12 protein-coding genes are annotated in these 14496 nt (G+C 72.2%); 8 read left to right on the plus strand and 4 right to left on the minus strand.

All coding sequences use genetic code 11. From position 1 onward, the window contains the following. From QSK26_RS39255 to QSK26_RS39265, 3 genes are all read right to left on the minus strand, one after another. On the minus strand, positions 1–942 hold the full coding sequence (locus QSK26_RS39255) for a hypothetical protein (RefSeq protein ID WP_285780446.1): 942 nt from the start codon (positions 940–942) through the stop codon (positions 1–3). 123 nt (positions 943–1065) lie between these two features. Beyond that, positions 1066–4809: an FxSxx-COOH system tetratricopeptide repeat protein gene (gene fxsT, locus QSK26_RS39260; RefSeq protein WP_285780447.1), complete on the minus strand. Its 3744-nt coding sequence runs from the start codon at positions 4807–4809 to the stop codon at positions 1066–1068. Positions 4810–4858: 49 nt separating this feature from the next. Next, the gene (locus QSK26_RS39265; protein WP_285780448.1) at positions 4859–5062 is read right to left on the minus strand and encodes an FxSxx-COOH-like cyclophane-containing RiPP peptide; all 204 of its coding nucleotides are present in this window, start codon (positions 5060–5062) and stop codon (positions 4859–4861) included. 206 nt (positions 5063–5268) lie between these two features. Between QSK26_RS39265 and QSK26_RS39270 the strand changes: the two genes are divergently transcribed. From QSK26_RS39270 to QSK26_RS39305, 8 genes are all read left to right on the plus strand, one after another. After that, positions 5269–6468, plus strand: a complete 1200-nt coding sequence (locus tag QSK26_RS39270) for an FxsB family cyclophane-forming radical SAM/SPASM peptide maturase (RefSeq protein ID WP_285780449.1) — start codon at positions 5269–5271, stop codon at positions 6466–6468. Further along, the gene (locus tag QSK26_RS39275) at positions 6465–7784 is read left to right on the plus strand and encodes an HEXXH motif domain-containing protein (RefSeq protein ID WP_285780450.1); all 1320 of its coding nucleotides are present in this window, start codon (positions 6465–6467) and stop codon (positions 7782–7784) included. The genes QSK26_RS39270 and QSK26_RS39275 overlap by 4 nt, the downstream gene beginning before the upstream one ends. A gap of 131 nt (positions 7785–7915) precedes the next feature. Continuing rightward, positions 7916–8839, plus strand: coding sequence for an aldo/keto reductase (locus QSK26_RS39280; protein WP_285780451.1), 924 nt, complete (start codon positions 7916–7918; stop codon positions 8837–8839). Positions 8840–8956: 117 nt separating this feature from the next. Beyond that, complete coding sequence (locus QSK26_RS39285) at positions 8957–10495, plus strand: ABC transporter substrate-binding protein (RefSeq protein WP_285780452.1); 1539 nt, start codon at positions 8957–8959, stop codon at positions 10493–10495. Between the two features lie 3 nt (positions 10496–10498). Beyond that, complete coding sequence (locus tag QSK26_RS39290) at positions 10499–11452, plus strand: ABC transporter permease (RefSeq protein ID WP_285780453.1); 954 nt, start codon at positions 10499–10501, stop codon at positions 11450–11452. Next, positions 11449–12258, plus strand: a complete 810-nt coding sequence (locus QSK26_RS39295; RefSeq protein ID WP_285780454.1) for an ABC transporter permease — start codon at positions 11449–11451, stop codon at positions 12256–12258. The genes QSK26_RS39290 and QSK26_RS39295 overlap by 4 nt, the downstream gene beginning before the upstream one ends. A gap of 49 nt (positions 12259–12307) precedes the next feature. Further along, positions 12308–13117, plus strand: a complete 810-nt coding sequence (locus QSK26_RS39300) for an ATP-binding cassette domain-containing protein (RefSeq protein WP_285780455.1) — start codon at positions 12308–12310, stop codon at positions 13115–13117. Positions 13118–13149: 32 nt separating this feature from the next. Next, positions 13150–13968, plus strand: a complete 819-nt coding sequence (locus tag QSK26_RS39305) for an ABC transporter ATP-binding protein (protein ID WP_285780456.1) — start codon at positions 13150–13152, stop codon at positions 13966–13968. Positions 13969–13984: 16 nt separating this feature from the next. Here the strand turns inward: QSK26_RS39305 and QSK26_RS39310 are convergent, their stop codons facing one another. After that, on the minus strand, positions 13985–14419 hold the full coding sequence (locus QSK26_RS39310) for an RrF2 family transcriptional regulator (protein WP_285780457.1): 435 nt from the start codon (positions 14417–14419) through the stop codon (positions 13985–13987). Between the last annotated feature and the right edge of the window lie 77 nt (positions 14420–14496).

The following is a 14496-nucleotide window of genomic DNA, read 5'->3' on the forward strand; positions in this document are numbered from 1 at the left end:
CTATCCGGCGGACAGCAGTGCCCGGACCTGGCCGGCGAGTTCCCGCAGCCTGAGCTCGGCCTGGTAGACGCCCGGCTGGTGGTAGGTCATGCCCAGCAGGAAGTCGCCCTCCCCCGCGAGGGGGTAGTAGTAGAGGGCGCCCTCCTGGACGTCGAGTACCAGCCTGCGGATCGGCCGCACGCTGAAGAGCCGCAGCGCGTGGGCGAGTTGCGGCAGGTCGGAGCGCAGCCCGCGCCCGAAGTCCTCATACTGCTTGCGCCGCCTGTCCTGCCTGCCGCGAAACCACTTCTGCAGCGCGGCGGTGTCGAAGAGGTCGGCCGCGAACGCCGGGCTCCAGTTCTGGAAGAGCGCGACATAGTGCAGATCGCCGACGGCCAGTTGCCAGGAGCACAGCCGCAGCATCTCCGTGTAGAGCGCGGCCGGCAGGTCTCCCGTGTGACGCGGGGACGACGGCTGGGCGAGGGGCCGCACCCGGGTGTCGGCGTACCCTCCCGGGTCCTCGTCGCCGAGCCCGTAGACCTCCCTGCGAATCGTCGTGACCAGGGTGGACGCGCCCTCGTCCAGCTGGTCGGCGCGCCCGCGGTCGAGCGTGATGGCGGCGAGGTACTCACGGGGGCGGACGCGGCCCAGATGGGTCACCCCGTCGTCGAACTCCACCACGGTGCGCAGCAGTTCTCCCGAGTCGAACACGGACATGGCCCGGTCGAACTCCTCGACCTTGATGCACAGCTGCCGCAGCGCGCTGGGGTAGTCCTCGCGGCGGACGGCCGGCGAGTCGTCGTCGAGCAGGCCGAACTCGACCCGGCGCCGCAGGACGTCTATCGCGAAGTCGTAGAACCCGCCGTCGAAGTAGGCGAGATACTCGAAGGCGGAGTCGTCGTCGAAACGTCCGCCGCACAGGTCGATGATCTCCTCGTATCCCGTCTGCGCGTGAGCCTCCACATGCGCGTTCAGATACCGCGCGAGCGGATGTTCACGGAACCTCTCCGACTCCTCCCCACGGCGAGGGGAACTGCCGTCGCTAGCCATGGTCGCCTTTCCCTGTCGCCACACGCACTCGGCCGGTCAGTATTCGGGGATCTCGATGTCGATGTCCCGCCGTCCGTCGGGAGCGGGCCGATCGCCGTCCTGTCGTGCCTCACCGGCCAGCACGTCGTCCAGATTCCGGCGCGACATCCGCCTCAGCGGATGCTGCACGTCGTGGAACACCCGCGCCAACTTGAGTTCCACCTGTTCCGCCAGGGTTCCAGCCTCCGCGAAATCGCGCCGGATCACCAGAGTGCGGGTGAGATTCAGCATCGCGTTCAACGTGGTGGGGTGCTGGCCGCCGAGCCGCCGGGTCAGCTCCGTGACACTGCGCCGGCCGAGGGTCAGGGCCTCCGCGTCCAGCGGGTTCGCGGACCGGAGGTACAGCGACAGGTTCGCCTCGCACATGGAGGTGTACGGGTGGCTCCTGTTGAGCCGGCGGAAGATGCGCAGCGTCTCGCGCGTCAGCGTGACGGCCTCCTTGTGCCGGTGCTCCTCATGCCTGTCGGCGGCCAGGCTGGCGGCGCACGCCAGGGTGAGCAGGTGCTCCTCACCGAAGGAACGCTGGAGTTCCTCCAGGGTCTTCTCGTCCCTGCGCCGCGCCTCCGCGACCCGGCCCCACCGGCGCTCGGTGACGGCCAGTCCCAGGTGCGTCCTGAGCACGTCCGCGGTGCGGCCGAGCGCGCCGACCGGCTCGGTCGCCATCAGGTGGTCCAGGGTGTCCCTGAGAAGGTCATGCGCCCGGGGATAGTCACCCAGCTCCCGAAGGTATCTGGCGATGTTGACCGCCGTCCACCAGGCGGTTCTGTCCTCCGGGCCGAACAGCTCCCTCCGGCGTTCGAAGCGCGCCTGGGCGAGATCCCTCGCCTCGTGGAACTGCCCGACCATCGCCTTGGCCCCGGCCAGGTTGTTCATCGCCCTGCCGGTGAGAAAGTGGTCGGCGCCGTAAAGCTCGCGCATCGCGTCCAGCGTGTTCTGGTCCCAGGCGTGCGCCTCGTCGAAGTTGCCCTCGGCGCGGAGGTTGGCGCCGTGGCTCATCGCCGCCAGCAGCACCCGCGGGTGTGAGGGGACCAGTTCCCTGCGGTGGCCCAGCAGCCCGGCGCGGCCGTACTCGACGGCCTTCTCGTGCATGTTGAGCGCCCGGTACACGTTGCCCAGCTGGACCTGGAGCCAGGAGACCGCGTGCTCCCCGGAGTTCGTGCCCCAGGCGACCAGGGCCTTCTCCGCGATGTCGCGGGCGTGCAGCAGGGCGCTGCGGTCCGCGGTCAGGAACAGGTGGCGGACCTGCTTGACCACCCAGGCGCGCACCGCGGGGCTCTCTCCCGTGTAGGCGCGTGTGGCGTCCAGGTGCTTGCCCAGCTCGCCGAGCACCGCCCTGGAGGCGGGCTCTTCGAGGACGAGCTCGTCCGGCGCGTAGGCCGCGAGGATTTCGAGGACGTCCTCCCGGCGTTTCCTGCGCTCCTCCTGGGTCATGAGGCCGAGGACGAGGTGCTGCAGGATCCGGTGCATCCGTAACGGCTCCTGGGTGCCCAGGTCGACCCGGGCGGGGCCGTGCCGGTCGAGGTCGCGCAGCACCACGTCGACCATCAGGGGATCGTCGAGCCGGGCGTCCACCGCGGCCAGGCTTCTCCGCATGACCGGCGAGCGCAGCAGGTCGAGGGCGACACCGTCGGAGGACAGGAAGGCGCACACTTCGAGGAGCCGTACGGCTGCTTCGCCGCCCGCCCCCTTGCCGAGCGCGTCCCGGGTCATCCGGAGCATGACCCGGTAGGGCAGGGGGTAACCGGACAGTTCCGGAGCTCCGGTCAGGGTTCCGGACAGCCGGTCGAAGTCCGCCTGGAACAGCGTCGCCGCCGTCTCGGCCGCCTTGTGCGGGGAGATGTTGCTCCGCCGGAGCAGGTCGACCTGCCAGCGCAGCCAGCCGGCGGCGAGTTCGACCGCGAGCGGAAGCCGTTCGAGCTGGGTCACGATCCGGGTGGCCTCACGGTCGGGGATCTCCCGGGATCGGGCCCGGAGCAGGGCCATGCTCTCCTCCCGGTCCAGCGCGCCCACCTCCTGGGCCGCGGCGCCCGGCAGCGAGCCCCGGCGCGACGTGACGATCACATGGCCGGGCCCGTCGTCGTCCGGAAGCATGCTGAGGAGGTCTTCGGCGACCTCGGCGTTGTCGTAGACGAGGAGCCAGCGGGGAGCGTTCTCGGCGCCGAGGTAGGACTTGACGGCATGGACGGCGTCGCCCGCGGTGCGCAGTTCCAGGGCCACCGCCAGCCGCCCGAGGGAGGTCCGCGTCGTCTCCGGCGTGTCCGCGTTGATCCACCACACGACGTCGTAGGCGCCTTTGAAGCGGTGGGCGTACTCAAGGGCGGACTGGCTCTTGCCGATGCCTCCCTCGCCGTGCAGCAGCACCACTCTGCGCCGATCGCGCGCGACGCCCAGGGTGTCCCGCAACCTGCCGAGCGTCTGCTCCCTTCCGACGAACCGCGGGTGCCTGGCGAGGAGGTTGGAGACGTCGGGCGAGCGCGGGTAGCGCCGGTCCGTCACGGCGGGAACGGGGGCGCGCACCCGGAGCCTGCGGCGCAGCTCGTCGATCGCGGTCTGCTTGTCGCCGCGGCCGAGGCTCAGTGTGGTCAGACCGGCGAGCTCCTCGGGGGGCCCCTGCCCGTCGACGTCCACGAGCAGGACCCGCGGGTCGTCCCTGGAGCCGCCCCTCGCCGTGTCGGCCGCCCAGCCGATCCTGCTCGTGGCCTCCCCGTCGAGACCGGGTTCCAGGAGGATGAGCATCATCTCGCCCGCGGGCACCGACGACCGGGAGCTCAGGTCCGACACGGGCAGTTCCTCGGCCTGCAGCCCGAACGACTCGACCAGGGCGGTGATCCATTCGGCCCAGACGCGATGCACCGGCGGGTAGACCACCGTGACCCGGCGAAGCGGCGTGACCTGGCCTCCGGTCAGTGTCCTCGCCAGGTTCTCGTACGCCTCGCGCAGGCCGCCGGCGGTCCCGGGCGGCTCCGCCCGCACGGCCAGCGAGTCGGAGTAGTAGTAGCCCACGCTGTAGGGGATCTCCGCGAACCCCGCCCTCGGTTCGACGACCGCGGCGAAGCGCTCGTACGCCAGCTCCCGCGCGGCGGTCAGCGCCTTCTCGTCGGTGCGGTCCACCTTCATCAGGATCGGCACGGTGACGAGCTCCCGGCCGGCCCGGGTCTGGATGTCGTGGGCGCCCTCGACGGCCGCGTCGATCGCCGCGGGGCCCAGGGTGAGGCACATGGCGACGGCGTCGGAGAGCCGGGCGGCGAGCTCGGCGGCGACCGGCCAGTGCCCGCCGGGGGCGTCCACGAGCACGTAGTCGTAGCCGGCCGAGCGCAGGTCCTCCCGTACGTCCTCCGCCCACCCCTCCTGCAGCGCGCGGGTCAGCAGGTCCGCGGGGGCGCCCTCCGTCTCCTGCCCGAACGGCAGCAGGTCGACGCCGCCGCCCTCGTCGCTCTGCCGGGCCAGCCGGGTCACCACGGTGCGCACGTCGGTGCGGCGCGGCCTGCCCGAGGCGGCGGAGGAACGCCACTCCCGGATCAGCGCCGCCAGGCCGCCGCCGGAGTCGAGCCGGGCGGACAGGCCCAGATAGCGCGGAAAGGCGTGCGAGGCCGGATCGCAGTCCACGACCAGCACATCCCGCCCCTGCTCCGCCAGAAATACGGCGAGATTGGCCAGGGCCATCGTTCGCCCCACGCCTCCCTGCCGAGCGGCAAAGGTGACGATAGTAGCGATCCCGGATTCAATGGACCTTCTCGTCATAGCCGCCTCTTTTCTTCATCCGGCTTGCGGATGACACCGGCAATGCGGCTCACGCTTCGCCGCCCCGGCCGCCTCCATCGAAAGACGCGGCGGCGGACTGGTATTGGACCGACAGCGACTCCGACTCCGGCCTTGAGTCGCGCCACACCCGGCGCAGCGCCACGGCGAACGCGGAGTCCGGCAGCGCGGCGACCTCACCGAGCCCGATGCCGGTCAGGTCGATCAGTTCCGACCTCAGGTCGGCCTCGTCCATACCACCCCACCACCATTCGCTGGAATCCTGCCCCTCCCCCGCCGTATTCACCCTGGCCAAGGCCCGGGGCGTCTCATCATAGCCACCGAGCGGATAAGGCTGAAAGAACTCTCTTTAGGCTTTAACCTCGTTGTCCCTATGAAGTACTCTTTGCCTCACTTATGGCTATGTCAATCAGCGCGCTCGAATCTGGCCAGAATTCGCGTTTGGAATGGCCCCATTCCCTCGACGTCCCGGCCCTGCTCGCCGGGGGCTGGCGACCGCACCCGTTCCACACCTTCATTCTCAAGATCCACAGCCGGTGCGACCTGGCCTGCGACCACTGCTACGTCTACCGGTCGGCCGATCAGAGCTGGACGGATCAGCCGCCGTCGATGAGCCCCGGCACGGTGGCGCAGACGGCGCGGAGGATCGCCGAGCACGCTGCCGCCCACCGGCTGTCCGCCGTCAACCTCGTCCTGCACGGCGGCGAACCGCTGCTCGCCGGTCCGGAACTGATCGCGCTCTGCGTGCGCTCCGTCCGCGAGGCGGTGGGACCCGGCGTCGCCGTGCACGCGCTCGTCCAGACCAACGGCCTGCGGCTCGACGAGGCGTACCTGCGGCTCTTCGGCGAGCTGGACCTGCGGGTGGGGATCAGCCTCGACGGTGACGAGGCGGGTCACGACCGGCACCGGCGGCGGGCCGGCGGCCGGGGCAGCCACGCGGAGGTGGTCGAGGCGGTCAGGCTGCTGGCCCGGCCCGGCCATCGGCGGCTGTTCGCGGGGCTGCTGTGCACCGTCGATCCGCGCAACGACCCGGTGGCCACGTACGAGGCGCTCCTCCGGGAGGCGCCGCCGTCGCTGGACTTCCTGCTGCCGCACGGCAACTGGTCGGCGCCTCCGCCCGGCCGCGACCCCGGCTCGCCCGCCGTGCCCTACGGCGACTGGCTGGTCACCGTCTTCGACCGCTGGTACGGCGAGCAGCCCCGTCGCGTACCCGTGCGGCTGTTCGAGGAGATCATGAACCTGCTCCTCGGCGGGTCGTCCTCGACGGAGTCCGCCGGCCTGGCGCCGATCCGGGTGGCGGTCATCGAGACCGACGGGGCGATCGAACAGGGGGACAGCCTCAAGTCGGCGTACCACGGCGCCGCGCGGACCGGCCTGCACGTCGCCACCGACCCGCTGGACGCCGCGCTGAGGCTGCCCGCGGTGGTCGCCCGCCAGCTCGGCGCCGAGGCTCTGGGCGCCGAGTGCCGGGCCTGCCGGCTGCACCGCGTGTGCGGCGCGGGGCTCTACGCGCATCGCTACCGGCCGGGCACGGGCTTCGCCAACCCGTCCGTCTACTGCCCCGACCTGCTGCGACTGATCACGCACATCCGTTCCGTCCTGCGGCGCGACATCGCCGCTCTCCGGGCGGGGACCTCGTGAACGATGCCGGGGCGGCCCGGCATGCCCTGCCCGCCGAGGTCTTCGCCGACCTCGCCCGGGGTGAGGGCGGGGGGCGGGCCATCCGGTTGCTGCGCTCCGCCGAGCACAGCCGCCGGGTCCTGCTGCTGTGGTCCGTGGTGGAGGAGGCCCGGTCGCGGCGGCATCCCGCCGCGACCGTGGCGGTCGACGGCTACGCCGCGCTGGCCGACATCCAGCGCCGCGCCCCGGACGCGGCGCGGACCGCGGTGGAGGCCCCCTCCACCGGGGTGTGGGCGCAGTTGACCCTGCACGAGTTCTGGCGGGGCAGTCCCACCGTGCGGCCGGAGAGGCTGGCCACGCTCGCGGGGAGCGCCGCCGTCCTCGCCGGGGCACGGAGATCCGTCATGATGCTCGCCGAGGACGACGGCGTGACGCTGCCCGGAGTCGGCCGCGCCGTCCTGCCGGGCGCGCGGTTCGGCCGCGCCACCGAGGTACGCCGCGGCGGCGATCACGTCGAGATCGTTTCCGATGGGATCCGCGTGGTGGTGCCCGGCGACCCTCGCGCCGAGACGGAGAACTGGCAGCCCCTGCGCCGCGCGAGACTGCGGGACGACATCGTCGTCGACGACGTGGACGAGTACCGGTTCGCCGCGGACGTCGAACTGCATCCGCGGCTCACCGGTGCCGAGCTGGCTCGCTGGCGTGGCAGCGTGGCGGCGGGGTGGCGGCTGCTCGCCGGTGACCATCCGGGGATGGCCGAGGAGGTCGCCGAGTGCGTCACCACCGTGGTGCCGCTGAGCACGCGCGGAGCGGAGGTGAGCAGCGCCACCGCGCCCGCCGCGTTCGGCGCCGTGGCGCTCGGCTTCCCGCGTGACGCCGTCACGGCCGCGGCGATCCTGGCGCACGAGGTGCAGCACGCCAAGCTGGCGGCGCTCATGCACCTGTACGACTTCACGGACGGCCCGCCGGACCGGCGGTACTACGCGCCCTGGCGGGACGATCCGCGTCCGCTGCCCGGGTTGCTGCACGGCGCCTACGCCCATCTCGGGGTCGCGCGGTTCTGGCGCGCGCGGCGGGAGCGGGCGGACTCACGGCAGGCGGTGTTCGACGCCGAGGTGCGGTTCGCCCGGTGGCGGGACGCGGCGCTTGAGGTGACCCGGTTCCTGGCGGACGGGGGCATGCTGACCGGCCTGGGCGGGCGGCTGGTGGGCGGCATGCTCTCCGTGCTGGAGGAGTGGGAGCGCGAACCCGTCCCGGCCGGTGCCCTCGCCCGGGCGCGCGAGGTGGCGGAGCGGCATCGGACGGGCTGGGCGGAGCGGAACGCGGGCGGGAGCTGACGAGGGCGGGCCGAGGAAGGACGGGCCGACGAGGGCGGGCCGGTGAGGGACGGGGCCGGCGAGGGGCGTCGGTTATGTTGTGGCTTGTGAGCGTTATGGAACAACGTCCGCTTGGTCGTACCGGGTGGCCGGTGACGCCGTTCGGGGTCGGGCTGGCCGCGCTGGGACGGCCGGCGTACATCACGCTGGGGCGGGACGACGACCTCGGGGCGGATCGCAGCGTCGAGGCGATGCGGGCGAGGACCTGGGAGGTGCTGGACGCCGCGTGGGCGGCGGGGGTGCGTTATCTCGACGCCGCCAGGTCCTACGGGCGGGCGGAGGAGTTCCTGGGCGAATGGCTGCGGGAGCGCGGGATCGGGCCCGGCGCGGTGACCATCGGGTCGAAGTGGGGATACGCCTACGTCGGCGGGTGGCGGCTGGACGCCGAGCACCAGGAGCTGAAGGAGCTGTCGGCCACGCGGCTGCGCGGGCAGCTCGCCGAGACCCGGGCGCTGCTCGGCGGGCACCTGTCGCTCTACCAGATCCACTCGGCGACGGTGGAGAGCGGCGTGCTGGAGGACGAGGACGTGCTCGGGCGGCTGCGCGAACTGCGCGCGGAGGGCGTCGCCGTCGGGTTCAGCACCACCGGGCCGCGGCAGGCGGCGACCATCGACCGGGCGGTGCGGACCGGCGTCTTCGACACGGTGCAGGCGACCTGGAACCTGCTGGAGCCCTCGGCGGGCGAGGCGCTGGCCCGCGCGCACGAGGCGGGTCTCGGCGTGATCGTCAAGGAGGGCGTGGCGAACGGCAGGCTCACCGCGCGCGCCGCCCCCGGGCCGCTCGCCGCCGCCGCCCGCGAACGCGGCGTCACCCCGGACGCGCTCGCGCTCGCCGCCGTCCTCGCCCGGCCGTGGGCGGACGTGGTGCTCAGCGGCGCCGCCTCCGTGGGCCAGCTGCACAGCAACCTCACCGCGCTCGGCGGCCTCTGGGACGCCGCCCTGGAGCGGACTCTGGGCGGCCTGGCCGAGCCCGCCGAGGCTTACTGGTCCACCCGCGCGGCCCTGACCTGGAGCTGAACAGCGCCGGTCAAGGGGGGCTCAAGCAGCGTGAACCAACCCTGTCGCTAAAATCTCCTCAACCTACCTTTTATCCCAAAAAATCCCCATGACGCCAAGCGTCGAGCAGGAGTGTCAGTGAACAGGAAGACGCCGTGGCTCATCGGCGCCGTCATAGCGGTCGCGCTCACCCTCACCGGCTGCGGCTCCGGGTCCGGGCCCGAGTCCGGGGCGCAGGGTGCGCCGGCGGGCACGGCGGCGTCCGGCTCGCACGACCCCGAGGCCACGATCGAGATCGGTTCCCTCTACGAACCGCAGAACCTGGACAACACCGCCGGCGGCGGGCAGGGCGTGACCGAGGCGTTCAACGGCAACGTCTACGAGGGCCTGTTCCGGCTCACCGACGAGGGCAAGGTGGAGAACCTGCTGGCCGAGAGCCAGGAGGTCAGCCCGGACGGGCTCACCTACACGTTCAAGCTGCGCCAGGGCGTGACGTTCCACTCGGGGGCGCCGCTGACCTCGGCGGACGTGAAGTACAGCATCGAGAAGGTCACCGCGGACGACTCGCAGTCGGCCCGCAAGAGCAGCTTCGACGTGATCAAGAGCATCGAGACGCCGGACGACGCCACCGTGGTGGTGAAGCTGTCGGACAAGTCGATCTCGTTCGTCTACAACCTCAGCTACGTGTGGATCATCAACCACGCGGCCAAGGACCTCGCGACCTCCGAGGACGGCACCGGCCCGTACAAGCTGGGCGCCTGGAAGCGCGGCTCGACGCTGAGCCTGGACCGCTTCGACGGCTACTGGGGGACGAAGCCGGCCAACAAGGGCGTGGTGTTCCACTACTTCACCGAGGCCACCGCGCTCAACAACGCGCTGCTGACCAACGCGGTGGACATCGTCACCAGTGAGCAGAGCCCGGACGCTTTGGCGCAGTTCCAGGGCAACGACGACTACAAGATCACCAACGGCAAGTCGACGACCAAGCTGCTGCTGGCCTTCAACGACCGGGTGAAGCCGTTCAACGACCGGCTGGTCCGCAAGGCGGTCAGCTCGGCGATCGACGACAAGAAGCTGCTGGACTCCATCTGGGCCGGGTACGGCACGCTGATCGGGTCGATGGTGCCGCCGAGCGACCCGTGGTACGAGGACCTCACCTCGGTGAACCCCTACGACGTGAACCTCGCCAAGCAGCAGCTCGCCCAGGCCGGCTACCCCGACGGCTTCTCCTTCACCCTGGACACCCCCAGCTACGACCCGCACCCGACGGCCGCCACGTTCATCAAGAGCGAGCTGGCCAAGGTCGGCATCAACGTGACGATCAACGTCATCACCGCCGACGAGTGGTACACCAAGGTCTACAAGAACCGCGACTTCACGGCCACGCTCCAGGAGCACGTCAACGACCGCGACGTGGTCTGGTACGGCAACCCGGACTTCTACTGGGGCTACGACAACCCCGACGTCGCCAAGTGGGTCAAGGACGCCGAGCGGTCCGACACCGTGGAACAGCAGACCGAGCTGCTCAAGAAGGTCAACCGGCAGATCGCCGACGACGCGGCCAGCGACTGGCTCTACCTCTACCCGCAGATCGTCGTCGCGGCGTCGAACCTGTCCGGCTACCCGGTCAACGGCCTCAACTCGCAGTTCTACGCCTACGGGATCAAGAAGAGCTGACCTTTGACCGCCTACCTGCTGCGGCGGACGGCGTTCCTGCTGGTGTCGCTGGTGCTGGCGGGCGCGCTGCTCTTCCTGCTGCTGCGCCTGCTGCCCGGCGACCCGGCCAACTCGCTGCTGTCGGTCGGCGCCACTCCGGAGCAGATCGCCGCCGCCCGCCGCCAGATCGGCTCCGACCAGCCGCTGCTCGCGCAGTTCACGTCGTGGGCGGGTGACATGGCCTCGCTCGACCTCGGCGAGTCCTTCGTCGGCAAGGTGCCGGTCGGGCCGGAGATCGCGGCCCGGCTGGTGGTCACCGTGCCGCTCACGCTGCTGTCCTTCCTGCTCGCGGTGCTGCTCGCCGTACCGGTCGGGTACGTCGCCGCGCGCCGCGCCGACCGCTGGTACGGCACGCTGCTCGGCGGGCTGTCCCAGCTCGGCATCGCGGTGCCGGCGTTCTGGATCGGGATGCTGCTGATCACCGTCTTCGCGCTGAACCTCCGGCTGTTCCCGGCGGGCGGCTTCCCCAGGGACGACTGGGCCGATCCGGCCGACGCGCTCACGTCCCTGGCGCTGCCGGTGGCGACCATCGCGCTGGTGATGTCCGCCTCGCTCATCCGCTATGTCCGCTCGGCCACGCTGGACGTGCTGGACAGCGACTACCTGCGCACCTTCCGCGCGCTCGGCTCCTCCTTCCCGCGTGCGATGTGGCGGCACGGGTTGCGCAACGCGGCCGTCCCCGTGGTGTCCATCCTCGGCATCGAGCTGGCCACCACCTTCCTGGGCGCGGTCGTGGTGGAGAGCGTCTTCGCGCTGCCCGGACTGGGCAGCATGCTCGTCAAGGGGATCGAGGAACACGACTATCCCGTCATCCAGGGCATCCTGGTGGTCAGCACCTTCGCCGTGCTGATGATCGGCTTCGCCGCCGACCTCGTCCAGCGGCTCATCGACCCCCGGCTGCGCGGAGGCTCGTCGTGAGACGGCTCACTCTCGTGTCGGGCTGCGTGCTGGCCGGCGCCGTGGTGGCGATCGCGGTCGTGTCGTTCCTCTGGCTGCCGTACCCGCCGGAGGACACCTCGGGCGGGCGGCTCGCCCCGCCCGGCCTGCCGCACCTGCTCGGCACCGACAAGCTGGGCAGGGACCTGTTCACCCAGCTCATGATCGGCGCCAGGATCGCGCTCGGGGTCGGGCTCGGGTCCGTCGCGCTCGGCGGGCTGCTCGGCGTCGCCGCCGGGCTGGTCGCCGGGTTCGCCACCCGCTGGCTGGACGACACCGTCGCCGTCGTGCTGGACATCCTCATCGCCTTCCCCACCCTGCTGCTCGCCATGCTGCTGGTCGCGGTGCGCGACGCCTCGCTCGGCTCGGCGATCCTGGCCATCGGCCTGGCGATGTCCGCGGTGGTGGCGCGGCTGACCCGGGTGCTGGTCAAACGGGTGCTCGCGCAGGACTACATCACGGCCGCGCGCACGTCCGGCACGTCGTGGCGCAGGATCGTGACCGAGCACGTGCTGCCCAACATCTGGCCGACGCTCGTGGTCAACCTGGCCCTCCAGCTCGGCCTCGCCGTACTCGCCGAGGCGTCGCTGTCCTATCTCGGCCTCGGCCCGCCGCCGCCCAACGCCTCGTGGGGGCGCATGCTCCAGGAGGCCCAGGCCACCGTCCTGGTCGCGCCGGTCGGCGCGATCGCCCCCGGCGTCCTGGTGGTGGCCCTGGTCGTCGGCGTCAACCTGATCGCCGACGGCCTGCGCGACGTGGCCGACCCGACCCGCCGGAGGACGCGATGACCCCCGACCGGCCCGACCGCCCCGTCCGTTCCCTCCGTCGGAGGACGCGATGAGCCTGCTGGAGGTGACCGGGCTGCGGGTGGCCGCCGCCGACGGCCGCGAGCTGGTCCGCGACGTGTCCTTCGCGGTGGACGCGGGCGAGCGGCTCGGCCTGATCGGCGAATCGGGGTCGGGCAAGTCGCTGACCGCGCTGGCGATCATGGGGCTGCTGCCCGCGGGGATGACCGTCGCGGGCGGCGTCGTGCTGGACGTCCCCGGCCTCGGCAGGACCGAGGTCGCCGGCCTCGCCGAGCAGCGGCTCAACGCGCTGCGCGGCAGGGCGGCCACCGTCGTCTTCCAGGAGCCGCTGACCGCGCTCGACCCGCTGATGAGGGTCGGCCGCCAGCTCGCCGAGCCGCTCCGCCGCCGGCGTGGCCTGCGCGGAGCCGCGCTGCGCGCCGCCGTGCGCGCCGCCCTGACCGAGGTACGGCTGGCCGAGCCCGACCGTATCGCGAAGGCGTTCCCGCACCAGATCTCCGGCGGGCAGCGCCAGCGGGTCGCGATCGCGATGGCCCTGGCCTGCGAACCGGCGCTGCTGATCGCCGACGAGCCGACCACCGCGCTGGACGTGACCGTGCAGGCCGACGTGCTGGCCCTGCTGGACGCGCTGGTCAGGGAGAAGGGGATGGCCCTGCTGTTCATCAGCCACGACCTCGCGGTCGTCTCCGCGGTGACCGACCGGGTCGTCGTGCTCAAGGACGGCGTGGCCGTCGAGTCCGGCGCGGTCGCCGACATCGTGCGCGCCCCCGCCCATCCCTACACCCGTTCCCTGGTCGCCAGCGCCAGGGAACTCGACAGCGCCCTGGACCTCGCCCCGTGACCGCTTCCCCGCCCCACTCCCGAGGAGAGCCCGTGACGCCGCCCGCCACGCCCCCCGCCGTCCTGGCGGCGGACCGGGTGGGGTTCGCCTACCGAGGGGCGGCCCCCGCGCTCGCCGACGTCTCCGTCTCGGTCGTCCCGGGACGCAGCCTGGCCCTGGTCGGCGAGTCCGGCGCCGGCAAGACCACGCTGCTGCGCCTGCTCCTCGGCCTGACCAGGCCCAGCACCGGACGCGTCCTGTTCGACGGCCGGGAGCTGGCGACCCGGGACCGGTCCCTGATGCGGGAGTTCCGGCGCGGCGTCCAGCCGGTCTTCCAGGACCCGTACTCCTCGCTCGACCCGAGGCAGCGGGTGGGCAGGATCGTCGCCGAACCCCTCCGTTCCCTCGGCCTCCCCGCGTCCTCCGGCGCGGCCGGACCGGCGCCGAGAGGCGGGAAGGCCGCGGTCGCGGAGCGGGTCGGGGCGGCGTTGCGGGCCGTGGGGCTGCCGGAGGAGGCGGCCGGACGTTATCCGCACGAGTTCTCCGGCGGTCAGCGCCAGCGGATCGCCATCGCCCGCGCCATCGTCTGCGAGCCGCGGGTCCTGCTGGCCGACGAGCCGGTCAGCGCGCTGGACGTGTCCACCCGGGTGCGCATCGTCGACCTGCTCGCCGAGCTGCGCGACACGTACGGCCTGACCGTCGTGATGGTCTCGCACGACCTCGCCGTGGTGGCCGCCCTGTGCCGGCACACGGCGGTCCTCGAACACGGCCGGATCGTCGAGCAGGGCGACACCGCCTCGGTCCTCGGCTCCCCGGCCCACTCCTACACCCGCAGGCTGGTCGGCAGCGTCCCCCGCCTGCCGCGCCTCTGAGCGGCGGGGCGGCGGTTCACACCGGACGGGTTTCGGCCGGGTCGTCGGGCTCGGGCCGGCCGGGCAGGACGCCGCTGGCGACGTGGGCGAGGGTGATCTCGGCCAGCAGGGTCTCCTCGTGGTCCCGCAGGGCGTACCAGACGTCGGCCAGGGGGCGGGCGACACCCGGGTAGTCGCCGCGGGCGGGCCCGTTGGGCACCCCTTCGATGACCACGACGATGTCCGCCAGGGTGATCTCCGCGGCCGGCCTGGCCAGCCAGTATCCGCCCTCGGGGCCGCGCTGGCTGTACAGCAGCCCGGCCCGGCGGAGCTGGAGCAGGATGTTGTCCAGGAAGCGGCGCGGGATGCTCTGCGCGGCGGCGATCTTCTCCGCGGGCACCGGGCCGGGTGGCGCGGCGGCCAGTTCCGCAGCCGCGCGCAGGGCGTATTGGGTTCTGGCGGAGATCCGCATCTCTCCTCAGTCGGTCACCTGGTGGAGGTCCGGGCGCCGCCACGGGACGGCACCGCTCATGGCGCCGCGAACCGGTG

The sequence above is a fragment of the Microtetraspora sp. NBRC 13810 genome (assembly GCF_030268685.1).
Classification (GTDB): Bacteria; Actinomycetota; Actinomycetes; order Streptosporangiales; family Streptosporangiaceae; genus BSRQ01.

Bases quoted from the DNA above. Each gene is read 5' to 3' on its own strand.
- fxsT (WP_285780447.1), bottom strand. From the start codon at position 4,809: ATGACGAGAAGGTCCATTGAATCCGGGATCGCTACTATCGTCACCTTT.
- QSK26_RS39265 (WP_285780448.1), bottom strand. From the start codon at position 5,062: ATGGACGAGGCCGACCTGAGGTCGGAACTGATCGACCTGACCGGCATC.
- QSK26_RS39300 (WP_285780455.1), top strand. From the start codon at position 12,308: ATGAGCCTGCTGGAGGTGACCGGGCTGCGGGTGGCCGCCGCCGACGGC.
- QSK26_RS39310 (WP_285780457.1), bottom strand. From the start codon at position 14,419: ATGCGGATCTCCGCCAGAACCCAATACGCCCTGCGCGCGGCTGCGGAA.